This is a genomic window from Archangium lipolyticum (assembly GCF_024623785.1).
Taxonomy (GTDB): Bacteria; Myxococcota; Myxococcia; order Myxococcales; family Myxococcaceae; genus Archangium; species Archangium lipolyticum.
Window position 1 is genome coordinate 395,209 of the sequence record NZ_JANKBZ010000004.1, and the last position, 21,860, is coordinate 417,068.

The 21,860-nt window shown below is 70.3% G+C and carries 24 protein-coding genes; 10 read left to right on the top strand and 14 right to left on the bottom strand.

Annotation, left to right across the window (positions count from 1 at the left end; genetic code table 11):
* Window positions 1–71 precede the first annotated feature (71 nt).
* On the top strand, window positions 72–1,634 hold the full coding sequence (locus tag NR810_RS11890) for a S8 family peptidase (RefSeq protein WP_257451504.1): 1,563 nt from the start codon (window positions 72–74) through the stop codon (window positions 1,632–1,634).
* Between the two features lie 83 nt (window positions 1,635–1,717).
* Here the strand turns inward: NR810_RS11890 and NR810_RS11895 are convergent, their stop codons facing one another.
* The 4 genes from NR810_RS11895 to NR810_RS11910 form a co-directional block, all read right to left on the bottom strand.
* Window positions 1,718–2,107, bottom strand: a complete 390-nt coding sequence (locus NR810_RS11895) for an STAS/SEC14 domain-containing protein (RefSeq protein ID WP_257451506.1) — start codon at window positions 2,105–2,107, stop codon at window positions 1,718–1,720.
* Between the two features lie 117 nt (window positions 2,108–2,224).
* Window positions 2,225–2,722: a CinA family protein gene (locus NR810_RS11900; RefSeq protein WP_257451509.1), complete on the bottom strand. Its 498-nt coding sequence runs from the start codon at window positions 2,720–2,722 to the stop codon at window positions 2,225–2,227.
* Window positions 2,719–3,855 (bottom strand): GRAS family protein, encoded by a 1,137-nt coding sequence (locus NR810_RS11905; RefSeq protein ID WP_257451510.1) that lies wholly within the window; start codon window positions 3,853–3,855, stop codon window positions 2,719–2,721. Before NR810_RS11905 ends, NR810_RS11900 begins: the two co-directional genes overlap by 4 nt.
* Window positions 3,856–3,982: 127 nt before the next feature.
* Window positions 3,983–4,198 carry a DUF3185 family protein gene (locus NR810_RS11910; RefSeq protein WP_257451512.1) on the bottom strand — a complete coding sequence of 72 codons (216 nt, stop codon included), beginning with the start codon at window positions 4,196–4,198 and terminating at the stop codon, window positions 3,983–3,985.
* 97 nt (window positions 4,199–4,295) lie between these two features.
* On the opposite strand from NR810_RS11910, the gene NR810_RS11915 reads away from it, so the two are divergent.
* The 3 genes from NR810_RS11915 (at window position 4,296) to NR810_RS11925 (ending at window position 7,843) form a co-directional block, all read left to right on the top strand.
* Complete coding sequence (locus NR810_RS11915) at window positions 4,296–5,837, top strand: AMP-binding protein (protein ID WP_257451514.1); 1,542 nt, start codon at window positions 4,296–4,298, stop codon at window positions 5,835–5,837.
* 123 nt (window positions 5,838–5,960) lie between these two features.
* Window positions 5,961–7,490: an ATPase domain-containing protein gene (locus NR810_RS11920; protein ID WP_257451516.1), complete on the top strand. Its 1,530-nt coding sequence runs from the start codon at window positions 5,961–5,963 to the stop codon at window positions 7,488–7,490.
* Window positions 7,487–7,843, top strand: coding sequence for a response regulator (locus tag NR810_RS11925; RefSeq protein WP_257451517.1), 357 nt, complete (start codon window positions 7,487–7,489; stop codon window positions 7,841–7,843). The genes NR810_RS11920 and NR810_RS11925 overlap by 4 nt, the downstream gene beginning before the upstream one ends.
* Window positions 7,844–7,846: 3 nt before the next feature.
* Here NR810_RS11925 and orn read toward each other — a convergent pair whose 3' ends face one another.
* The 5 genes from orn to NR810_RS11950 form a co-directional block, all read right to left on the bottom strand.
* On the bottom strand, window positions 7,847–8,419 hold the full coding sequence (orn, locus tag NR810_RS11930) for an oligoribonuclease (protein ID WP_257451520.1): 573 nt from the start codon (window positions 8,417–8,419) through the stop codon (window positions 7,847–7,849).
* 24 nt (window positions 8,420–8,443) lie between these two features.
* On the bottom strand, window positions 8,444–8,671 hold the full coding sequence (locus NR810_RS11935; RefSeq protein WP_257451522.1) for an OsmC family protein: 228 nt from the start codon (window positions 8,669–8,671) through the stop codon (window positions 8,444–8,446).
* A gap of 80 nt (window positions 8,672–8,751) precedes the next feature.
* On the bottom strand, window positions 8,752–9,426 hold the full coding sequence (locus NR810_RS11940; protein ID WP_257451525.1) for a dienelactone hydrolase family protein: 675 nt from the start codon (window positions 9,424–9,426) through the stop codon (window positions 8,752–8,754).
* 19 nt (window positions 9,427–9,445) lie between these two features.
* Window positions 9,446–10,141 carry a phosphoribosyltransferase gene (locus NR810_RS11945; protein WP_257451527.1) on the bottom strand — a complete coding sequence of 232 codons (696 nt, stop codon included), beginning with the start codon at window positions 10,139–10,141 and terminating at the stop codon, window positions 9,446–9,448.
* Window positions 10,142–10,261: 120 nt separating this feature from the next.
* Window positions 10,262–12,139 (bottom strand): hypothetical protein, encoded by a 1,878-nt coding sequence (locus tag NR810_RS11950; protein ID WP_257451529.1) that lies wholly within the window; start codon window positions 12,137–12,139, stop codon window positions 10,262–10,264.
* A 135-nt stretch (window positions 12,140–12,274) separates the two neighbouring features.
* Between NR810_RS11950 and NR810_RS11955 the strand changes: the two genes are divergently transcribed.
* Complete coding sequence (locus tag NR810_RS11955; RefSeq protein ID WP_257451531.1) at window positions 12,275–13,189, top strand: ribose-phosphate diphosphokinase; 915 nt, start codon at window positions 12,275–12,277, stop codon at window positions 13,187–13,189.
* A gap of 26 nt (window positions 13,190–13,215) precedes the next feature.
* Here NR810_RS11955 and NR810_RS11960 read toward each other — a convergent pair whose 3' ends face one another.
* From NR810_RS11960 to NR810_RS11970, 3 genes are all read right to left on the bottom strand, one after another.
* Window positions 13,216–13,548 carry a GNAT family N-acetyltransferase gene (locus tag NR810_RS11960; RefSeq protein WP_257451533.1) on the bottom strand — a complete coding sequence of 111 codons (333 nt, stop codon included), beginning with the start codon at window positions 13,546–13,548 and terminating at the stop codon, window positions 13,216–13,218.
* A gap of 220 nt (window positions 13,549–13,768) precedes the next feature.
* On the bottom strand, window positions 13,769–14,134 hold the full coding sequence (locus tag NR810_RS11965; RefSeq protein WP_257451535.1) for a DUF1778 domain-containing protein: 366 nt from the start codon (window positions 14,132–14,134) through the stop codon (window positions 13,769–13,771).
* A 161-nt stretch (window positions 14,135–14,295) separates the two neighbouring features.
* Complete coding sequence (locus NR810_RS11970) at window positions 14,296–14,991, bottom strand: DUF1361 domain-containing protein (protein ID WP_257451537.1); 696 nt, start codon at window positions 14,989–14,991, stop codon at window positions 14,296–14,298.
* Between the two features lie 132 nt (window positions 14,992–15,123).
* Here NR810_RS11970 and NR810_RS11975 point away from each other — a divergent pair, with 132 nt between their 5' ends.
* On the top strand, window positions 15,124–15,873 hold the full coding sequence (locus NR810_RS11975) for an enoyl-CoA hydratase (protein WP_257451538.1): 750 nt from the start codon (window positions 15,124–15,126) through the stop codon (window positions 15,871–15,873).
* A 9-nt stretch (window positions 15,874–15,882) separates the two neighbouring features.
* Here NR810_RS11975 and NR810_RS11980 read toward each other — a convergent pair whose 3' ends face one another.
* Window positions 15,883–16,083 carry a hypothetical protein gene (locus tag NR810_RS11980; RefSeq protein WP_257451540.1) on the bottom strand — a complete coding sequence of 67 codons (201 nt, stop codon included), beginning with the start codon at window positions 16,081–16,083 and terminating at the stop codon, window positions 15,883–15,885.
* 147 nt (window positions 16,084–16,230) lie between these two features.
* Window positions 16,231–18,972, bottom strand: coding sequence for a M1 family metallopeptidase (locus tag NR810_RS11985; protein WP_257451542.1), 2,742 nt, complete (start codon window positions 18,970–18,972; stop codon window positions 16,231–16,233).
* 93 nt (window positions 18,973–19,065) lie between these two features.
* Between NR810_RS11985 and NR810_RS11990 the strand changes: the two genes are divergently transcribed.
* From NR810_RS11990 to NR810_RS12005, 4 genes are all read left to right on the top strand, one after another.
* Window positions 19,066–20,049 carry a lysophospholipid acyltransferase family protein gene (locus NR810_RS11990; RefSeq protein WP_257451544.1) on the top strand — a complete coding sequence of 328 codons (984 nt, stop codon included), beginning with the start codon at window positions 19,066–19,068 and terminating at the stop codon, window positions 20,047–20,049.
* A gap of 72 nt (window positions 20,050–20,121) precedes the next feature.
* The gene (locus tag NR810_RS11995; protein ID WP_257451546.1) at window positions 20,122–20,781 is read left to right on the top strand and encodes a metallophosphoesterase; all 660 of its coding nucleotides are present in this window, start codon (window positions 20,122–20,124) and stop codon (window positions 20,779–20,781) included.
* A gap of 63 nt (window positions 20,782–20,844) precedes the next feature.
* Entirely contained in the window at window positions 20,845–21,534 is a 690-nt protein-coding gene (locus NR810_RS12000; RefSeq protein WP_257451548.1) for a hypothetical protein, read from the top strand.
* Between the two features lie 20 nt (window positions 21,535–21,554).
* The gene (locus NR810_RS12005) at window positions 21,555–21,833 is read left to right on the top strand and encodes a DUF2087 domain-containing protein (protein ID WP_257451549.1); all 279 of its coding nucleotides are present in this window, start codon (window positions 21,555–21,557) and stop codon (window positions 21,831–21,833) included.
* Window positions 21,834–21,860 lie beyond the last annotated feature (27 nt).

The window sequence follows — 21,860 nt, forward strand, 5'->3', positions numbered from 1 at the left end:
TCGTGGCCGTACTTCTCCCCCTTCACCCCCACGAAGGACGGACGATGAAGGCGACTTGTCTCAATTCCCGCGTGACTCGCACGCTCATGCTGGGCCTGGGTCTGCTCCTGGCCCCCGCCGCGCACGCCAGCGGCGTCAAGGTGCTGGAGCCGCGACTCCCCACCATCAAGCCCACCCTCCCCGAGCTCGACGAGGAGACGCCGGTCCAGCGACTGGTGGTGAAGTTCCAGGAAGGCACCCGGGTGCGCCTGCGCGGCGGACGGATGCAGGCGCTCGGCACGGAGCGGGGCGAGCACGAGTGGCGCCGCATGAAGCGCTACGGCCTGTCCGACGGACGGGTGATGGCCGATCTCACCACCGCCCACTCGGTGGTGGAGCGCATCCCGCGCCGGGGCCAGCTGGGACGGCTCTTCCGCGAGACCGAGCTGACGCTGGCCGACCACAAGCACAGGGCCGAGGAGCGCACCGGCAAGGAGATGGCGGACCTGGACCTCTACTACGAGGTGCCGCTGCAGGGCGGCGTGCGCGCCCGGGAGGTGAACGCCCTGGTGATGCAGCTCAACTCGCTGGACAGCGTGGAGATCGCCTACGCCGAGCCCATGCCCGAGCCGGCCATGGTGGACTTCGGCGCGGTCGTGCGCGACCCGCGGACCGAGCTCCCCCCGGTGCCCACCACATTCCTGTATGACAACCAGCAGGGCTACTTGAACGCGGCGCCCCTCGGCATCGACGCGCGCTACGCCTGGACGGTGCGGGGCGGCGGCGGCGAGGGTGTGAGGATCGTCGACGTGGAAGGTGCCTGGAACGACAAGCACGAGGATCTGCCCCGCTTCTTCTACGCGGGCGGCACCGAGTTCGACGACGCGGGCTGGCGCGACCACGGCACCGCGGTGCTGGGCGTGATGGTGGGCGCGCGCAACGGCTACGGCGTCACCGGCATCGCCCACCTGGCGCGGATCGGCCAGCAGGGCGTCGCCACCCAGACCGTCGCGAGCGCCATCACCCACGCGGCCGTCGCCGCGGGCAAGGGCGGCATCGTGCTGGTGGAGCTGCAGGCCCGGGGGCCTCGCGCCAACAGGCACTGCACCTGCAACACCGCCCAGTGCAACTACGTCCCCATGGAGTACTGGCAGGCCAACTTCGACGCCATCGCCCAGGCCACCGCCAACGGCGTGCACGTGGTGGAGGCCGCTGGTAACGGCGGCGCCAACCTGGACAGCCCCGTGTACCGCGGCGCCTTCGATCGCTCGGTGCGTGACTCGGGCGCCATCCTCGTGGGCGCCAGCTCCGCCACCACCCGCTCCCCCATGTGCTGGACCAACCACGGCAGCCGCGTGGACGTGCACGCCTGGGGCGAGAAGGTCGTGACGCTCGGCTTCGGAGACCTCTCCGCCTCCAGCGAGAACCAGTGGTACACGGCCAGGTTCAGCGGCACCTCCAGCGCCGCCCCCATCGTGGTGGGCGCGGTCGCCTCCCTCCAGGGCGCCGCCAACGCCGCCGGCCTGGGCCCCATCCCGCCTCGCACCCTGCGCGACCTGCTGCGCACCACCGGCACGCCGCAGGCCCCCAGCACGAAGCGGATCGGCTCCCAGCCCAACCTGCGCGAGGCCCTTCCCCAGCTCCTCGCGCGCTGAGCCTCACCGGGCCCTTCCGGACGCGCTCCGCGCCAACGGGTCCGACCATCGGACCCGTTGCCAGAGAACACGCCCGGAGGGGCTCAGGCGGAGAGCGCCTCCTCTTCTCCGTAGACGAGCCAGCGCAGTGCCGCGCTGTCATCGGCGAACCGGCGGAGGATCTTGTCCGTGCCGCTCTCGCGGGCCACCCGGTTGAGTTGCAGGGCAACGACCTGGCTCTCCACCATCTCCGCCACCCGCTTCACCCCGGCGCGAAGACCGAACTCCTGCACCGCGCGGATCATCTCCGCCACCTCCGGCGCGGAGGGCCGGAAGGTGCGCAGGTCCGCCTTGATCTTGATGTCCCGCCCCATCAGTTGCTGGGTCGCGTCCCGCAGCTCCTCCACGAACCTCTCCATCTCGTCCTTGCGAATGAGGCCGTCCAGGGCGAATTCGATGAGCGCTTCCTGCCTGTCGACGTCGAGCCTGTACACGAAAAGATCTCCTTCCGCGCTGGGGTGCACGGTGGGGATGGGGGAAATCCTTGGAGAGAGAGCATTACCATTCCAGACGGGTCAAATGCGGAGACTCACACCCACCCTGACAGGTGCTCAGTCCCCCTCCAGCAGGGTAAGCAGCAGCTCCAAGCCACGGGCCGCCGAGGCACGGCGGATCGCCGCGCGGTCACCGGGAAAGACATGGCGCTCGCAGCGGGTGGGGCGGCCCCGCCGTGCGACGGCGAGATAGACGAGTCCCACGGGCTTGGCCACCGAACCGCCCGTGGGGCCGGCGATGCCCGTCTCGCCCAGGGCGAGGTCCGCCGGAGAGCGGGCCAGCGCCCCTTCCGCGAGCGCACGCGCCACCTCTTCGCTGACGGCCCCATGGGCGACCATCCGCTCCACCGGCACTCCCAGCTGCTCCGTCTTGGCCTCGTTCGAATAGGGGACGAAGCCGCGCTCCAGCACGGCCGAGGCTCCCGGGATGTCCGTGAGACAGGCGGCGATCAATCCGCCCGTGCTGGCCTCGGCCAGGGCCAGCCGCACCCCGGCGCTCCGGCACACCTCCAGCACCCGCCGGGCCCGCTCCTCCAATCCGGGCGCCAGGTTCACGCCGCCGTCCCGGGTACCGCGCGCAGCAGGGACACGATGGTCTCCTCCTGATAGCCCAGGCCCACGACGCCCGGCGCCTCGCGGATGGCGAGCGCGGGGTGCCGCGCGGTCCCCTCCAGCCCCCGGGCCCGCCCCTCCGGGAAGAAGCCCGCGCCGCGCAACCGCCCCAGCCAGGTCTCCGTGCGCTCGTGGCGCTCGTAACGCTGGGCGTCCTCCACCACGCCGAGGATGTCCTCCAGCTCGCGGCCGAAGAAGAGCTTGATGCCGTTGCGCTCCTGCCGTGGCAGGCCCAGCTCGTCCACCAGCGAGAAGACGAAGAAGAGGTGGCGCCACACGTTGTGGAAGCGCTGGCTCAGCGAGTCGGTGAAGTGGTCCGAGTTCGGCTCGCACAACACCACGCCCGCGGGCTCCAGCGCGCGCAGCCGGTGGAAGAGCTCCTGGCGATCCGCATCGGCGGCGATGTGGTGGAGGGCGAAGGCCGCGTGCACCACGCGCGGCCCGGGGCAGTCCCGCAGGGCATTCCACTCCCCCTCGCCGAGCGCCTCCACCACCTTGGGGATGCTCCGGAAGCGCAGCTCGAAGCCCAGCTCCCGGGCGGTGGCCGTGAGGACCGTCTCCGCCTGGGCCAGGCTGTCCCCGTCCGGATCCAACCCCACCAGGGTGAGCCGCCGGGGCGCGGCGCCGGTCGCCTTCAGCTTCCGCAGCAGCGCCACCTCCTGCCGCCCCGTCCCCAGGCCCACGTCGAACAGCGTGGCCTCCTCGTGGCCCGCGAGCAGCTCGCACAGCCAGTCGTTCGCGATGTCCCTCGCCAGGGACACCAACGGCAGCCGCTCTCCCAGCAGGTTGAAGAGGGCGATCTGCGGCAGCTCGAAGCGCCGCAGGTAGAGGTTCATCTGCCGCACGTCGCCGATGCCCACCCTCCGGGCCAGCGCCGTGGCGAAGAGGAAGTACTGCATGTCCTCGGCGACTCCCTCGACGTCCAACAGCCTCGTGAGCGCCCCCAACGAGCGCCGCGCCGAGGACAGCTGCCCTTCCTGGAGCTCCTCAAGAGCCCGCGTGAGCAGCGAGAATTTCTCCGAGCGCACGTCTCCCTCCTTGCATCCCCCCACCTGACCATCGTCAAGGATTCTCATGATTCCAGGGGACTCGTCCATCCCGGGTAAGGTTGGACCTCTCGGAGAGGATTGACCCCTGGTGTCCGGAATGGCTCACACCCGCTGAGAAGGAAAAGCGGGGCAGCGGGCGCATGACGCGGGTGCGTCAACGACGGCGGCGCCCGCCAAAGGCGATGAGCAGGATGCCACCCACCACCCCCGCGCCACCGATGGCCAGGTCGCGCTGGGTGCGCTCGGTGTAGCGACCGGTGAGGGTCTCCATGGCGCGCTCCGAGAGCGAGCCGGTGGCGCGGTAGGCGCTCACCAGGAACACGGTGCCGGCGACGACGAGCATGAATCCCAGGATGCGGACGATCCCCACGGCGTTTCCTCTCGATGGTGTTGAAGCGGGCCAGGGTGTCCCGGCGCCGCGCCCAGGTTAGTGCGGAATGGGCTCCTGGGAAGTAGCTTGCACGCCCATGGCGTCCTCCCTCCTCGAGACCTTCCTCGCCCGCGCCCACCAGACTCCCGAGCGGCCCATCCTGGACTTCGAGCAGCGGCGCTTCACCGCCGGCCAGCTCGCCGGCCACGTCGCCGCCTTCGCCAGCGCCCTCCACCGCCGGGGGCTGAAGCCCGGTGAGCGCGTGGCCCTCTTCCTGGAGAACAGCCCCGCCTTCGTCATCGCCTACCTGGGCACGCAGTACGCCGGGGGCGTCGTCGTCCTCGTCAATACCCAGTACCGCCAGGTGGAGCTGAGTCACATCCTCTCAGATTCCGGAGCACGCGCCTGCGTCACCGGGACGGCGGGCGCCGCCGAGCTCGCGCCCCTCCAGGCTCAACTGCCCGCGCTGGAGTGGCTCGTCACCGTGGAGCCCCTCTCCACGCCCGTGCCCTGGCCCACCGTCGACCTGGAGGCGCTCCTCGCCGAGGGAGACACCACCGCGTCACTGCCCCTGCCCGGGGGCGAGCAGCTCGCGGTGCTCGGCTACACCTCCGGCACCACCGGCCGATCCAAGGGCGCCATGCTGCTGCACCGCAACCTGCTCGCCAACGTGCGCGCCGTCACCGAGGCGTGGCGCTGGACGGAGCGCGACAGGCTGCTGCTCGCCCTTCCCCTCTTCCACACCCATGGCCTCATGGTGGGCCTGCACGGCACGCTCTACTCCGGCGGCAGCGTGGACCTGCGCCGCCGCTTCACCGCCTCCGAGGTGCTCGCCGCCCTGTGCGACGATGCCTCGCTGACGATGTTCTTCGGCGTGCCCACCATGTACGGCCGGCTCGTCGAGGAGGCCCGCCGCTCGGGCCTCCGCCCGCGCCCGCTGCGGCTGCTCGTCTCCGGCTCCGCACCCCTCAGTCCCCAGCTCTTCCACGACGTGGAGGAGACGTTCGGCCAGCGCATCCTCGAGCGCTACGGGATGACGGAGACCATCATGAACACCACCAACCCCTACGAGGGAGAGCGGCGCCCCGGCACCGTGGGCATGCCCTACCCCGGCCAGGAGGCGCGCGTGGTGGACGTGCGCACCCGCCAGCCGCTGCCCGCGGGGGAGACGGGGGAAATCGAGGTCCGCGGCCCCCACGTCTTCTCTGGCTACTGGCAGCGCCCGGAGGCCACCGCCGAGGCGTTCGACCCCGAGGGCTGGTTCCGCACCGGCGACCTCGGCCTGAAGGACGGCGACGGCTACTTCCATATTACGGGCCGCGCCCGCGAGCTCATCATCAGCGGCGGCTTCAACGTGTACCCCCGCGAGGTGGAGGAGGTGCTCGCCACGCACCCGGCCGTGGCCGAGGTGGCGGTGCTGGGCCTGCCGGACCCGGACTTCGGCGAGCAGGTGGTGGCCGTCGTCGTGCCCCGCCCCGGCGCCACCCCCGAGGCCGCCTCCCTGGTGGACTGGTGCAAGGACCGGCTCGCCAGCTTCAAGAAACCCCGCCGCGTCGTCTTCGCCGAGGCCCTCCCCCGCAACGCGCTCGGGAAGGTGCAGAAGCACGTGCTGCGCGAGCGGCTCCAGACCACTGTCTAGAAGCCGACACTCCCGGGCGGGTTCGGGCACCTTCCGACACTCCCGGCGGAAAAGTCCTCGGAGCGTGGCCAGGGTCGCTAGTGTCCCGCTCGGGAGAGGAGTGGCGAGACCAGAGTGGCGAGCGTGAACGAAGCCGCGCAGTCCGAGGAGCCCACGCGCAGGGTGCCTACCGGGTCTGCGGGCCTGGACACCATCCTGCACGGCGGGTGGCTGCATGGTGGTACCTATATGGTCACCGGCGCACCGGGGACGGGGAAGACCATCCTCGGCAACCAGTTCTGCTTCTCGCACGTGGCGGCCGGCGGCCGCGCCGTCTTCGTCACCCTCTTGTCCGAGTCGCACGAGCGGATGATGACGCACCTGCGCGGCATGCACTTCTTCCGCCGCGAGGTCATCGGCCAGTTGCTGCACTACGTGAGCGGCTACGCCACCCTGAAGGCCGAGGGGCTCGACGGACTGGCGCGGCTGCTGTACCGCTCGGTGCGCGAGCACCAGGCCACGGTGCTGGTGGTGGACGGGCTGCTGGCCGCCAGGGAGAGCGCGGACACGGAGCTGGCCTTCCGCGAGTTCCTCCACTCCCTGGGGGTGCACAACGCGCTGGCCGGCTGCACCACGCTGGTGCTCTCCCACCGGCAGGAGAACCCGGCGGATCCGCAGTTCGCCATGGTGGACGGAGTGCTGTCGCTGGAGATGCAGCTGGTGGGACTCAAGGCGGTGCGCGACCTGGAGGTGACGAAGCTGCGCGGAGGGCCCCAGCTCACCGGCCAGCACACCTTCGAAATCAACGACCACGGGCTCGTGGTCCATCCGCGCGTCGAGGCCCTCTACCCCCACCCACCCGAGGACGCCCCGGAGCACGGGCGGAAGCTGGGCTTCGGCCTCGCACGGCTGGACGTGATGTTGGCGGGCGGGCTGAGCGAGCGCTCGACCACGCTGCTGTTCGGCACCCCGGGGAGCGGAAAGACGCTGCTGGGGCTGCACTTCCTGGCGGACGGGGCAAGCAAGGGAGAGCCCGGCCTGTACTTCGGCTTCATGGAGACGCGCTCGCGGTTGGTGGCGAAGGCCGCCAACGTGGGCCTGGAGCTGCGGCCGTGGCTGGAGACGGGGCAGCTGGTGCTGGAGACGCGGGCCCCCGTGGAGACGCTGCCAGACGCCCTGGTACACGGGTTGCTGGCGCTGGTGGAACGCCACCGGGTGCGGCGGCTCGTCATCGACGGGCTGGAGCCGCTCATCCACGGGACGCTCGCTCCCCAGCGGATGCCCGGCTTCCTCACCGCGCTGCTCAACGAGCTGCGTGCACGCGGCGTCACCACGCTGATGACCCAGCAGACCCACGTGCTCTTCGAACCCCGGCTGGCGCCGAATCTGGAAGGGGTGGAAGGAGCCGTCGACAACCTCGTGTTCCTCCGGTATGTGGAATTGCGCTCCCAGCTGTACCGGATGCTGTCCATCCTCAAGATGAGAGAGAGCGACTACGAGTCCTCGCCGCGCGAGTTCTCCATCTCGACCCAGGGCATCGACGTGGCGGACACCTTCGAGAGCGCCGATTCCATCTCCACCGGGAAGACCCGGCCCGTGGGCGTGAAGAAGAAGCCCTCCCGGCGCAAGAAGCTGGACCGGCGCACGCCCGTCCGCAAGCGGAGCCGCGCATGAGCAAGCTCCTCATCGTGGACGACGAGGTGGCCATCCTGGAGGCCCTCACGGACATCCTGTCCGTGGAGGGGTACGAGGTGGCCACGGCCGCCAACGGGGCCGAGGGCCTCAAGCACGTGCACGAGTCCCGCCCGGACCTCATCCTGTTGGACCTGATGATGCCGGTGATGGACGGCCAGGAGATGCTGCGCCGGCTCAAGGAAGACCCCAACCTGCGGAGCATTCCCGTGGTGGTGATGAGCGCCGGGCGCGTGTCCAAGTCGGAGCTGCAGGGCAGCCGCTTCCTGGCCAAGCCCTTCGAGCTGGACGACCTGCTGGAGACCGTGTCCGCCGAGCTGAACCGGGGGCACTGAGGCTCAGGTGCCTCCCTGGCTCCCCGTGGGCGCGCGGAACAGGTGCGCGCGGTAGTGCGTCAGCTCCGCGATGCTCGCCCTCAGGTCCGCCAGCGCCGTGTGCCCCGACGTCGTCTTCTTCAACGGCACCATGTCCGGGAACCACGCGTTCCCCAGCACCTTGATGCTCGTCACGTCCACCTGCCGGTAGTGCAGGTACCGGTCCAGCATCGGCATGTACTTCACCAGGAAGCGCCGGTCCGTGTGGATGGAGTTGCCACAGAGCACTCCCTCGCCCAGCCCGCAGTGCTGCGCCACCAGCGCCGTCACGTCCCGCTCCGCCATCCGCAGCGACGTCGGCGACTCGCGCACCCGCTTGAGCAGCCCGTTGCGCGTGTGCATGTCCTTCACCACCGGCTCCATCCGCGCCAGCACCTCCTCCGGCTGCCAGATGACCCGCTCCAGCTCCGCCTTCGGCACCAGGTCCGGGCCCGTGATGATGACGCCAATCTCGATGATGGCGGACTCGTCCGGGTCCAACCCGGTCATCTCCAGGTCGAGCCACACGAAACAGGGGGGAGGCGTTGGTGCCGGCATGGGACGCCCAGTCTAACCCGGTTTTCAGAACAGGAACGTGTGCACGTCGATCTCCGACTCCAGCGAGCGGTGCACCGGACAGCGGTCCGCCATCTCCAACAGCCTCCTCCTCTGCTCCTCGCTCAGCGGCCCCTCCAGCTTCACCTTCCGGTCTATCCGGTCCACCGTCCCCGCCTTCGTCTCGCAGTGCTGGCAGTCCTCCGCGTGCACCTTGCCGTGGTGCGGCGTCACCGACTGTGTACGGGGCTCCATGTGATGACCCTCACCCCAGCCCTCTCCCAGAGGGAGAGGGGGCAGACACGGAGACAACCTGGGGCCCGAGTCACCCTCAGTCAGGGTCTCGTCTCCAGTTCCTGGGGCACACCCAGGAACCGCGTGAACCAGCCCGCCGCTACCTCCGCCACCCGCTCCAAAGCCCCCCGCTCAGGGAAGAGGTGCGTCGCCCCCGCGATCACCTCCAGCTCCTTCGGCGCCCTCAGCCTCTCCCAGGCCCTCTGGTTCAACTCCAGCACCACGTCATCCGCTCCTCCCACGATGAACAGCGTCGGCGCCTGCACCCGCTCCAACGCCCCACCCGCAAGGTCCGGCCTCCCTCCTCTCGACACCACCGCTCCGATCGTCTCCGGGCGCTCCGCCGCCGCCACCAACGCCGCCGCCGCCCCCGTGCTCGACCCGAAGTAGCCCACCCGCATCCGCATCAGCTCCGGATGCGCGAACACCCAGTCCGTCACCTCCCCCAACCGTCTCGCCAGGAAGTCGATGTCGAAGCGCAGCGCCGCCGTCACCTCGTCCTCCACCTCCTCGTCCTCCGTCAGCAGATCGAACAGCAACGTCCCCAGCCCCGCCATCCGCAGCGAGTACGCCACGTAGCGATTGCGCGGACTGTGCCGGCTGCTCCCACTGCCGTGCGCGAAGATGACCAGCCCCTGTGCTCCCTCCGGAATGGCGAGCGTCCCTCCGAGCCTCACATCTCCCGCCAGCACGACGACTTCCCGCTCCACGGCCATGTCGCTCCTCCTCTCGCGCTCACACCCACCAGGTGTCCCCCGCGTCCATCGCCGCATCGGGACCTCGTGTCTCCCCGCGGCCCTCCCGCGCCCGCGCCAGCAGTTGCTGCACCTCCTCGTCGGACGTCTGGCGGAAGTCCTCGTAGAACTCGCCCACCGCCATCATGAACTCGGCTGGATGCGCGCAGACCACGTCGTCCACTTCCTCGCTCAACGAGTCCAGTGACTCCACCGCCCCCACTGGCACCGCGAGGACGATCTTCCCCGGATGTCTCTGTCTCAGCGCCCGGATGGCCGCTCGCACCGTTCCGCCCGTGGCCACGCCGTCGTCCACCAGGAGGATCGTCCGTCCCTGGATGTCCGGCGCTGGATGCGGACCCCGGAAGCGCGCGATGCGGGCACTCACCTCCCTCGCCTCGCGCTCGGCCGTCTGCATCACCTCCGTCTCGGAGTAGCCCAGCGAGCGCATCATCCCCCGGTCCAGGAAGAGCGCCCCGCCCTCGGCCACCGCCCCCAACCCCAGCTCCGGCTGCCCCGGCGCCCCCACCTTCCGCACCACCCACACGTCCAGCGGAGCCCCCAGCTTCCGGGCGACCTCGTAGGCCACCGGGACTCCACCTCGCGGCAGGCCGAGCACCAGCGGTGACTCGTCCCGATACCCCGTCAGCAGGTCTGCCAGCTGACGGCCCGCGTCCCTCCTGTCTCGAAAGCGCATGGGTTCCTCCGGAGGCGCATGCGTCCTTCGTCTAGGAGAAGCATGGCGCGCGCCGTTGGCTCCCGACGCCCCTGCGAGGGCCCGGCCGTTCTCTCGGATCCGCTCCGCCCGGCCCGGTGCTCAGCGCGTCGCGGAAGCGAACCCGGGCAGCACGAAGACATCGTGCGCCCGGCAGCCCGGCGCGCCCCGGTCCATTCCCGGGATGGCACCGAATTCCAGGGGCAGGTCCCCTCCCACGGGCTCCTCCACCCGCACCCGGTAGAAGTCCGGGAGCACCTCCACCGGCAGCTCCCGCCCGGCGAGCACGGCCCGGGGTGTCCTGTCCCCCGGACGCACGCCCATGCTCCGCACCAGCACCGTCACCGGCCCCGTGCTCTCGAAGCGCACCCTGGCGCGCGCCGAGGCGTCACAGAGGTTCCACTCCGACGGCCAGGGCTCGGGCTTCATCGGCAGGGCCTCCCGGTCGGCGCGCGCGTAGAGGGAGAAGCCCTCGCGAGGGCTCGCGGTGCGCACCAGGCGCAGCAGCACCCCGAGCTGGCCGATGAGCGCGTGTGGCGCGTGCGCCGGGCCGAAGGCCTCGAGCTCCGCGTGGTTGACCACCACCTCGTCCGCCGCGCGCAGCTTCGCCCAATCGAAGCGCGTGCGGTGGTAGTCCCACTCGACGGGCACCGCCACCACCGACCCGGGACGCGCGAGCGCCGCGTACGGGTAGGTGTGCCAGTAGCCTCCGATCAGGACGCGATGCCCGTGCTCCGGTTGCAGCGCGCGCGCCGTCTCCTCCAGCACCCGCTGCTCGGGCAGCGGGGCCGGCGCGGGCATCCCCACGTGCGCGGCCCCCAGCAGCCCCAACGCGAACAGCGACGCCCCCACCTCCGAGGCCCGCGTGCGCGCCAGCAGCGCCTGCGCTCCCGCGAGCACCACGAGCGCCGCGGCCATCGCGAGGAAGAGGTGCGAGAGCGTGAGATAGCGCTCGTGATAGAGGTTGCCGCGGACGTGGTTCACCGCCACGCAGATGGCGAAGTTGGCCAGGGCCACCGCCGTCGCCCCCGCCGCCAGCGTCAGCGCCTCCCACCCCTCGGGCACCTGGACGGCCCGCGCGCCCCGCCAGGCCCTCACGCGCAGCACGAGGAAGGCCCCCGCTCCCACCACCGCCAGCCCCAACGCGAGCCTCCACCCATCCCGCGCCCACACCTCCGCCAGGGCACGTGCGTTGTCGAGCAGGTGCCCCACGTCCAGGTGCACGTCCGTCTGGAAGTCGGTGCCGAAGGCGCGCCGCACGGTGCGGTGGTAGCGCCAGCGCAGCGTCCGCTCACCCGCCATGCCCGCGGCCACCATCAGCCCCACGGGCACCGCGCGCCACAGCCGCTCGCGCCAGGACTCCGGGCCCCGAAGGGCCAGCAGCTCCACCCCGAGCAGCAACACCAGCAGCGGGCCGCTCGTGGTGGACATCCACACCGCGAGGAAGGACAGCACCGCGAGCCCCACCAGCCGCCTGCCGGGGCGCTCCGGCGTCAGCAGCAGCGAGTGCAGCACCGCCCAGGCCCCACACATCGCCAGCACCTGCCACGCATAGGGCTGACTGATGCTGAGGAAGCTGCGGAAGACGGCGGGGTTCGTCACGGCCACGAGCGCGCAGGCGGCCGCGGCCACCTGGCCCGCGCGCCGGGAGAGGAGCGCCAGGGGCACACCCGCCAGGAGCGCCGCCGTCGCGTGCGCCCAGAAGAGCCGCGAGGCCGTCCAGTCGAAGCCGAGCACCCCTCGCGCCAGCCGCGCGAGCAGGTAGGGCCAGGCGCCGAAGCGGTCCTGTCCGAAGTAATAGGCGTCGAAGAACCGGTGGCCGGAGGAGTTGTTGGCCATCAACACGGGGATGGCCATGTCCGCGTTGAGCAGGCCCACATGGGCGCTCCCCGGCGGGAAGCTGGAGAGGCCACGCACCAGCAGCCACCCGAGCACGACGGCGAGGAGGGCGCGAAGGAGTCCGACGACGGGCAGGCGCACGAGGGTCCCGAACCTCCCGCGTGCGCACGGGGGAAGTCAATGGGACGAATCCCCCGGGTCAGCGCCGGCGGAATGAGGGATGATGCGGACCACCCGGAGCGGCCGGCCCGGCCCACGGGACGCGCGGAGAGATGCATGGACCTGACCGTCTTCAGCGGCACCGCCAACCGCCCGCTCGGCGAGGCGCTCGCCCGAGCCCTCGGACGACCCCTCGGCAAGTGCAACCTCGAGCGCTTCCCGGATGGCGAGCTGCATGTGGAGCTCCAGGAGGACGTGCGAGGCCGCGACGTGTGGCTGATCCAACCCACGTTGCCCCCCGTGGGAGAGAACCTGCTGGAGCTGCTGCTGATGGCGGACGCGTGCTGGCGTGGAGGGGCCAGGCGGCTCATGGCGGCACTGCCCTACTTCGGCTACGCGAGACAGGACCGGCGCACGAGCACCGGCGAGGCGCTCGGCGGCAAGCTGGTGGCGGACCTGCTAGAGCGCGGACACTTCGAGCGGCTGGTGGCGGTGAACCTGCACACGCCCTCGCTGGAGGGCTGCTTCGCCATGCCGCTGGAGCACCTCAACGCGGGCACCCTGCTGGCCGAGGCCGTGCGTCCCCTGGCGGGACCGGGCGCGGTGGTGGTATCGCCGGACCTGGGCGCGGTGAAGCTGGCGGAGCGGTACGCGCGCCAGCTCGGGCTGCCACTGGCCATCGTCCACAAGAGCCGGACGAGCGGCGCTGACGTGAGTGTCCGGGGACTGGTGGGCGAGGTGAAGGGGCTGCGGCCCATCATCGTGGACGACCTCATCTCCACGGGAGGCACCATCGCGGCCACGGCGGAAGCGGTGCGCGAGGCGGGTTGCGCGGACGAAATCACCGTGGTGGCCACCCATGCGCTGCTGGTGGGCCCCGCGGTGGAGCGCTTGAGCAAGGTGCCCATCCGCCGCCTCATCTCCACCGACAGCGTGGTGCCGCACCGGGAGCTGCCCTTCCACCACGAGGTGGTGAGCCTCGCCCCGCTGCTCGCCGACGCCATCCGCCGCGTCACGGCCAACGGGCACTGACAGCGCGTGCCGGACACCAGACGCGCTCATTCGCTGGCAACCTCCTCGTTCGCCTTCCGGATATCAGCCAGCGCCAGAATCATCCGGCGGGGCCAGACTCCTTCCCTCCCGCTCTCCAGGGACTGGTACCCGAACCGCGCGTAGAACGCCGCTGCCGCCTCGTCCTTGGCATCCACGACGATGGCCACCCCACCGGCGTGGCCGCTGACCTCCAGGGCACGATCATGCGCATCGAGCAGGAGACGCTCGCCATAACCCTGACCGCGCACGCGCACATGCCGCGCCAGACGCCCGATGAGGATGACAGGAACGGGATAGCTCGGCGGAAGTCCCTTGGAGAGCGTCGTGGGTAGCGACATCCGCTCCAGGCTCCCCAGGGTCAGCGTGTAGAAACCGAGAACGAGCGGCAGCTCCGGCCTGTCCCCAGGACGCCTCAGGACCCACGTGCGGCTCGAGCCCCGACGTTGATTCTGCCCCGCCTGGGTTCGGAAGAAGACGTCCAGTTCCGTCGAACCGGACTCGAACCCGCTGGAACCGTCCGCGCGCGTGAACGCCTGGGTCTCGAAATCAGCAATGGCCTCACTCCTGTTTCCTGTGCTTGCGCTTGTTTCGTCTCGCCACCGCTTCTTTCAATGCAGGAGTCGGTCCAGGCGGGTTCTCCAGCAACTTCCGCGTGCGGTCGAAATCCGCGTCCGACAGGACGATGCGCTCGCGCCGCGCCGCCCACTCCACCTGGGTCAGCGCGGGGCTCGTGAACTCGCGCACCCGCTGAGTGTCGGTATCGAGAAAGGCGATCCGCCACCCCTGCTTCAGTTCCATGACCGTCTTGAAGAACAGGCTCAGGGCCTCATCGACAATCTGGCTCTTGCTCAGACCCAGCTCTTCCTCGAGGTGGCTTACCTGGTCCATCCGTGCTTCTGGCACGGTCGCTTCCAGCCGGCTCATGGTGCTCTCCCGGGGGTACAGGTCTATTCCGTGAATACCCCCTCAAAAATGAGGGTAATCTCCGGAACGGCGGAGGGCAATCCAACCCAGCTGTCCTGGGCCCTCCATGCAGCCCTCCTAGCCGCAGGGCCAGCGTGTCTGGCGTGGAAGAAACTCCATACTCACGCCCGGACCCGCGCCGTCCGGCACCTCGTCACCAGGGTCTCGAAAACGAGATACGAGAGCAGCACCAGCGCGGCGAACACGAGTGTCGTCCCCACCAGCCACCGGTATGTCAGCGGCTCGCGCAGGTGCCCGAGCACCGCCTCGAAGAGCGACCCCGGCCTGCTCAGCACGTGCCAGCTGTTCCACCGCTCGAAGCGTCCCAGGTAGATGCCGTAGCCGCACAGCACCGAGGCCGCCAGCACCCCGCTCCACGCCACCGCCCTCCCCCACCGCTCCTCCAACAACCGCTTCCACACCTCCAGCGACAGCAGCCCCATCAACCACCCGCTGGCCGCGAAGCTCGCCAGCATCGCCGCGTCGAACCACAGCGGCACGCCCGGCCGGGGCTTCAGGTGGATGAAGTCCGTCACCAGGTACGGCGCGTTGGGGAACGACAGCAGCCACGCCACCCCCAGCGGCAGCAGGTTCCACCACCGCGCCAGCCCCCGCGCATGCAGCAGGCCCGCCAGCAGCGCGAGCCCATACGGCACGAACGCCAGGAACAGGTTCCACACCAGGAAGATGAAGCTCATCCTCCCACTCCACTCGAGCCGGGCCTGGAGCATCACCACGGCCACCGTGCCGCTGAGCAGCACCGGCAGGAACCCGTGGAGACGGAGGAGGGACAACACTCGGGAGCGCAAGGTCATCATGGGGTGTACCGTGCCGTGGCCCGGAAACCACGGGTGTGGACGGGGAGAGACACCTGGAAGGGGCCGCGAGGCCTCCCCCCAGGCAACGAAGCAAGCCCCGCGCCATTCCCGCTCCGGCTAATCTCCCTTCCCATGTCCGACACGCTGCTGACGAACCTCGACGCGGGAATCCTCACCCTCACCTTCAACCGGCCGCAGAAGAAGAACGCCTTCACCGGCGAGATGTACGACGCGGCCGCCCGCGCCCTGCTCGACGCCGACAAGAACGACGCCGTGCGCGTGGTGGTCCTCACCGGCGCGGGCGGCGCCTTCACCGCGGGCAATGACCTCAAGGACTTCCTCGAGACGCCGCCCTCCGGCGAGGACAGCCCCGTGTTCCGCTTCCTGCGCGCCCTCGCGCACCACACCCGCCCCGTGGTGGCCGGTGTGGACGGCGTGGCGGTGGGCATCGGCACCACCCTGCTGCTGCACTGTGACTACGTGGCCGCCTCCGAGCGCGCCGTCTTCAGCATGCCCTTCGTCAACCTCGGCCTCAGCCCCGAGGGCGCCTCCAGCCTGCTGCTGCCCCGCATCGCCGGCATGGCGCTCGCCTCCGAGCTCCTCATGTTCGGCGAGCCCTTCGACGCCGCCACCGCCCTGCGCGCCGGCATCGTCAACCAGGTGGTGCCCGAGGCCGGCCTCGCCGAGCTCGTCCAGAAGCGCGCCGCCGCGCTCGCCGCCAAACCTTTGGAGTCGCTGCGCCTCACCAAGCGCCTGCTGCGCGAGCCCGTGCGCGCCACCGTGGACGAGGCCCTCTCGCGCGAGGGCGCCCTCTTCATCCAGCGGCTCGGCTCGGCCGAGGCCCGCGAGGCCTTCAACGCCTTCCTCTCCAAGAAGAAGTAGCGCCGCCCCTCACGTGCCCGTGCCCAGCAGCGGCACCTCCGGCTCCGGGGCGCGCGGGCGCTCGGCCACCTTGAGCCGCCGAACCACCCGCCCCATGTCCGCCGGCGACACCGGCGGCCACACCCGGGGTGGGGTGCGAGGAAGGACGGGACGCGAGGAGGACCGGGGGAACACCAGGGGAGACAGGCCGTCGTCCTTCTCGTGCGCCATCGTCGCCTCCGAGGGGGGGAACCGCTACTCCGAGTGAAAAGGCTAGGGATCCCCCTCCGGGACGGTCAAGGCAGCCGGGTCTTGGCGGTGGGCTCTGTTTTCCATCGAAAACCCGCAAAGCCTCGACTGTCTCCCGGACGACAGCCCTCAGCGTCCGGCGGGAGCCCGCACCTTCCTGGGCGAGGAGAGGAAGGACTCGATGCCCGGGCCCTGGGCCGCCTTGAAGGAGATGCACAGGTCCACCCCCTCGAGCACCTGGGCGAGCGTGCGGGTGCCTCCGGAGGCGCGCGCGTTGCGCTCGGTGAAGAAGGCGGCGGCATCCTGACGGTGCACGGGGTCGCAGTACGTGCTGGCCACCCAGGCCAGCTCCTCCACGTACTCCTCCGGCAGGCGCGCGGCGAGCGTGTCGTAGTGCTCCTTCACGAAGGCGTAGGCCTCGTCCCGCGTGCGCACGTCTCCGGCCGCGGAGAACAGCAACCATCCCAGCTCGCGCAGGTCCCCGGAGGGCTCCAGCAGCAGCTTCAGGTTCTCCCGCACCAGCTCGGGGGAGGTGAATCCACCCAACGCGCCGAGGAGCTGCTCCCGCGTCTTGCGCGTCTTCTCCGAGCGCAGCGCCGTCAGCAACCTCGCGTGCAGGGAGGCATCTCCGTGCGCGGCGGCGATGCCCAGCGTGGGGCCCACCAGCTCCGGGGCGAGGGCCGAGCGGTCCCCCAGCCACTTCACCGTGAGCTGCCTGGCCTCGGCCACCAGCTTCGGCTCCCCACCCTGGATGCCGGCGATGCTCAGCAGCACGGGGCGCAGCAGCCGGGTGTCCTCGTCCTCGTGGGCTCGCGGGGTGAAGCCGAGCGTCCGGGCACGAGCGCCATAGGTGTCACGCAGGAAGCGCGCCCTGTCGTCCAGGCGCGCCTCGGAGAGGAGCTTGGGCTCGAGGAGGCTCACCAGCTCCAACGAGGCCTGGAACACCTGGCGGTCCTTCTCCGCGGCCAGACCCGGCAGCAGGCCGAGCACGTCCGCGGCCGGCAGCGCCCCCGCGCTCACCAGGGCCTGCACGTCCCCGAGCAGGGCCACGCGCTCGGCGCGGGTGAGCTGATGGCTGTCGGTGGAGAGAAGCTTCCCCAGCATCCGTCCATCCAGGGAGGCGCGCACGTAGCCGGCGCCCTCCGCGTTGGGCAACAGCCAGGCGGGACAGGAGCGCGCGCCCGTCAGGGGCAGCTCGGCCGTCTCTCCCTCCATGACGGTGCAGGCTCGGGCCGACTTCCGGCCCGTGCCATAGCGCACGCACAGGGGAACCTTCCACAACTGCCTCGCCTCGCCCGCCGAGCCCACCGGCAGGAAGCGCTGCTGCGAGAGCTTCACCACCGGCACCTTGCCCGAGCAATCCAGCCGCGTGGTGACGAGCGGCGCGCCCCCCTGGTCCAGGAAGGAGCCCAGCACGCCGGACACGTCCTTGCCCGCCTCGGCCGAGAGCGCGTCGAGGAAGTCCTTCACGGTGGCGTTGCCCTGGGCATGGGCGCGCACGTAGCGCCGCACGCCGCGCTGGAAGACATCCCGGCCCAGCCAGGACTCGGCCATGGCCAGCACCGAGGCGCCCTTGCCGTAGGTGATGCCATCGAAGGCGTTGTGGACGTCATTCTCGGTCTCGATGGGCTGGCGGATGCGGCGCGCCGTCACCAAGCTGTCGGTGTTCAGCGCCCGGGAGCGTTTGTGCACGCGCTCGACGGAGGCGTCCCACGCGGGCCGGGTGTCCTCGACGAGGCGCGACGTGGCCCAGGTGGCGAAGGACTCGTTGAGCCACAGGTCGTCCCACCACGCCAGGGTGACGAGGTTGCCGAACCACTGGTGCGACAGCTCGTGCATCTGCACCGAGTAGAAGCCGCGCTGCCTCCCGAGCGAATCCTCGGTGGGCTTGGACAGGAGGATCCCCGGGTTGAACGTCACCAGGCCCGGGTGCTCCATGGCGCCGCCGAGGAGCGGCACGGCCAGCACGTCCAGCTTCTCGTACGGGTAGGGCATGCCGAAGTAGCGCTCCAGGTGGCCGAGAATCTCCGGCGTCATGCTCGCGGCATGGGCACCTTCGGCGGCGCGGCCACGCGGGGTGATGATGCGGGTGCGCACGGCCTTCTCCCCCGAGGGCTTCGCCTCCAGGAAGTCGAAGGGGCCCACGCCGAAGGCGATGAGGTAGCTGGGCAGCGGCTGGGTGCGGGCGAAGCGGTAGGTGGTGCCGCCCTCCGGACGCGGCGACTCGCTCACCAGCGGGGTGTTGGTGACGGCCACGTTGCCCGCGGGCACGTGGAAGGTGAGCTGCCAGGGCACCTTGAAGGAGGGCTCGTCGAAGCACGGGAAGACGCGGCGCGCCCCGAGCGGCTCGAATTGGGTGAAGGCGTACCACGCCCCATCCTCCTGGGTGCGGAAGGCGCCGACGACCTCGCGCTCGGAGACCCGGCCCTCGTAGACGATGCGCAGGTGCGCGGTGCCGGGCCGCAGCGAGGACCCGGGCACGAAGCCGAGGAAGTCCCCGCTGCCCTTCACGGGGGCGAGGGCCACGGGCTTGCCGTCCACGGTGAGCGTCGCCTCCTTCACGGTGAGGTAGCGGCCGTGGAGCCAGAGGACGTCGGTGGCCTCCTTCACGTCCAGGTCGATGTCCACCACGCCCTGGAAGGTGGGAGCGGAGGGGTCCAGGGTGAGCTCGACGGTGTAGCCGGTGGGGCGGACCTGCGTCGGCAGACGCAACGTGGGCGAGACGGGCTCGGGCCGGGGGGAAGCGGCCGGGGCCTCCGCCTGGGCTGGGGGAGCGCTGGCGGAGTCCTGGGCGGGAAGGGGCTGACGGGCGACACAGGCCGTCAGGGCCGCCAGGAGGACGAGCGGAGCGCGTCGGGTCGACTTGGACATGGGCGGGGGTGTAGCGCAGGAAGGGCGGGCAAGGTAGCGGTGGGCGGCGGGAGCCCCCTTGCCTGGCATGCCGCTTCCAGGTGGAGTGCCGCCGTGTCCGCCCCTGTCTCCGCTCCCGAGTCCCCGCGCCTTCCCGTTCCTTCCGCCCGTCTCACCCAGGTGCTCGGCGAGCGCCCGGGGCCGGTGGTGGGGTGGGTCGTCAACCGGCTGCTGGACGTGGTGTGCGCGCTGCCCGCGTCCACGCGCGACGCACTCGCCCGCTTCGTGGGGTGGTTGGCGTTCTCCCTGGGCATCCGCCGCCGGGTGGCCCTGGAGAACCTGAGGCACGCGTACCCCGACATGGGCGAGGCCGAGCGGCGGAGGATCGCCCTCGGGGCCTACATCACCATGACGCGCGTGGTGCTCGAGTCCATCGACGAGAAGGACCACGTGGAGCTGGGGTGGGCGGAGCCGGAGGAGGCGGGTGGAGCGTGGGGAGCGCTGAAGGAGATGGTCGCGAAGGGGCAGGGAGCGATCATCGTGACGGCGCACTTCGGCAACTGGGAGCGGGCGGGGAAGCTGGTGTGCCAGCGGGGGATTCCACTGAACGCGCTGGTGCGCCCGCTGAAGGGGGCGCTGAACATGCGCATCGTGGACAACCGGCTGAAGGCGGGGGTGGGGCTCATCTACCCGAAGGGGGCCATCGCGCAGGTGAACGAGGCGGTGAAGCTGGGCGAGTCGGTGCTGATGCTGCTGGACCAGGCGCTGCCGGCGAAGGCGGCGGTGTTCGTGCCCTTCTTCGGACGGCCAGCGTCCACGACACCTGCGATGGCGGTGGTGGCGCAGCGCACAGGGGCGCCGGTGTTCGTGATGATGGGGGTGCGGGACGCGAGTGGGCGCAGGATGCGGCTGGAATTCGAGGGACCCATTCCGCCGCCCGAGGGAGTGAGCGGGCAGGAGGCCATCACGGCGCACACGGCGGCGGTGACGGCGGTGCTGGAGAAGTACATCCGGCGCTACCCGGACCAGTGGTTGTGGCTGCACCGGAGGTGGAAGGTGCAACCGCCGCCGGAAGGCGCCCCCACCCTCCAGGGTTGAATCCGTGTATGTCCCCTCTCCCTCTGGGAGAGGGCTAGGGTGAGGGTCGTCCCCACCCGTGACACGAGCACCATGACGCGAACCATCTTCATCGGAGACGTGCACGGCTGCGCGGAGGAGCTCGACGCGCTGTTGAAGGAGTGCCGCTACCGGAAGGGAGACCGGGTGGTGCTGGTGGGAGACCTGGTGGCGAAGGGCCCGGACTCGGCGGGGGTGGTGCGCCGGGCGAGGGAGGGCGGGATGCTCGCGGTGAGGGGCAACCACGACGAGCACGTGCTGCGCTGGCGAGCGGGGAAGATGCCCGAGGGCAAGAAGCTCAAGCGCGAGCACAAGCAGGTGCTGGACACGCTGGAGGACGAGGACTGGGAGTACCTCGAATCGCTGCCGCTGCACCTGCATTTCCCCGAGCTGAACGTCCGGGTGGTGCACGGAGGGCTGGTGCCCGGCGTGCCCTTGAAGGAGCAGAAACCGGAGCTGATGCTCAACCTGCGCAGCATCACGCCGGACGGAGAGCCGTCGAAGAGGCTGGAGGACGGGGAGCCCTGGGCGAGCCTGTGGAAGGGGCCCGAGCTCGTCATCTTCGGCCACGACGCGCTGCGCGGAGTGCAACGACATCCGCACGCCATCGGATTGGACTCGGGGTGCGTCTATGGAAGGCAGCTCACCGCGTACGTGCTGCCCGAGGCCCGCTTCTACTCGGTGGAGGCGAAGCGAGTGTACATGGAACTCTGACGGGCAATGCTGGAATGATGGGTGAGGAAATCGGCGAGTTGTTGCCCTGCCTCTGAAACGGCCATGGCCATGCGTCGACCCACCGAAACCCTGCTGCCCGACCTCTCCAACGAGGAGCCCTGGTTCGAGCTGAAGTTCCAGCTCCGTGAGTTGGACGCCGACCTGGGGGATTTGCTCATGCGCCTTCGGATACAGAAGGCCGCAGTGGGAGCCAAGGAGGAGGCCACCCAGCTCTGGAGCGAGCTGTACGAGTTGTACATCCTGGCGAATCACGATGCGGAGGACCATGCACCTCGTGCCGTGCAACTCGCTCAACATCTTCTCACCGAGCCCACAGTGCCCGTGCCCGAATGGAGCTTTGGGACCGAAACCCACCCCTGTGACTTCGAGCTCCCCGAGGAAATAAGCGGATGTCACGCCCTGCCCGAGGTCAGTTCCAGGCTCGCACTTCATCTGGATGAGGCCATCTCCGCCTTCTCACAGGCACACCAGACCGTCGTGCACGCAATGGACATACGCGGCACCGTACGCGCCGTGCTCGAACACGTCCTCCAACACGCCGCGCGCTGCCAGCAACTTCTCCAAGGCCCCGCCCGAGAGCATGTCCGGTCCGCATGGCAATGGAGCGTCCCCTATTGGCGCCTGATGGATCCGGAATCAGCCGCCGCACATGATGCGCGTGCCACCGAAGCCGAAGCCGAGCTCGCCATCATCGAGGCGGAACTCGATGCTCGGGAGCCGAAGAAGCCTTGAAGAGAGGACCCACACCCGCCATGAACGACCCGAGTGTCTCCGTCTCCAAGAAGCTCTCCCACTACCTCGACAAAGAGGGCCGGTTGAAGGTCTGGCCCTCCAGGCGCACCGACCAGCTCGAGGCCCTGCGCTATCTGGCGGCCCGCCTCCCGGGAACCGAATGGAGTGAGAGCGAGCTGAACGACCTGCTCAATGACCTGCACACCTTCGGAGACTGGGCGCTCCTGCGCCGAGACCTCTACGACGCGCGCATCCTCGATCGCTCGTCCGATGGCCGGCGCTACTGGAAGCGGGCCTGAGCCGCACCGCGAAGCCGCGAACACCAT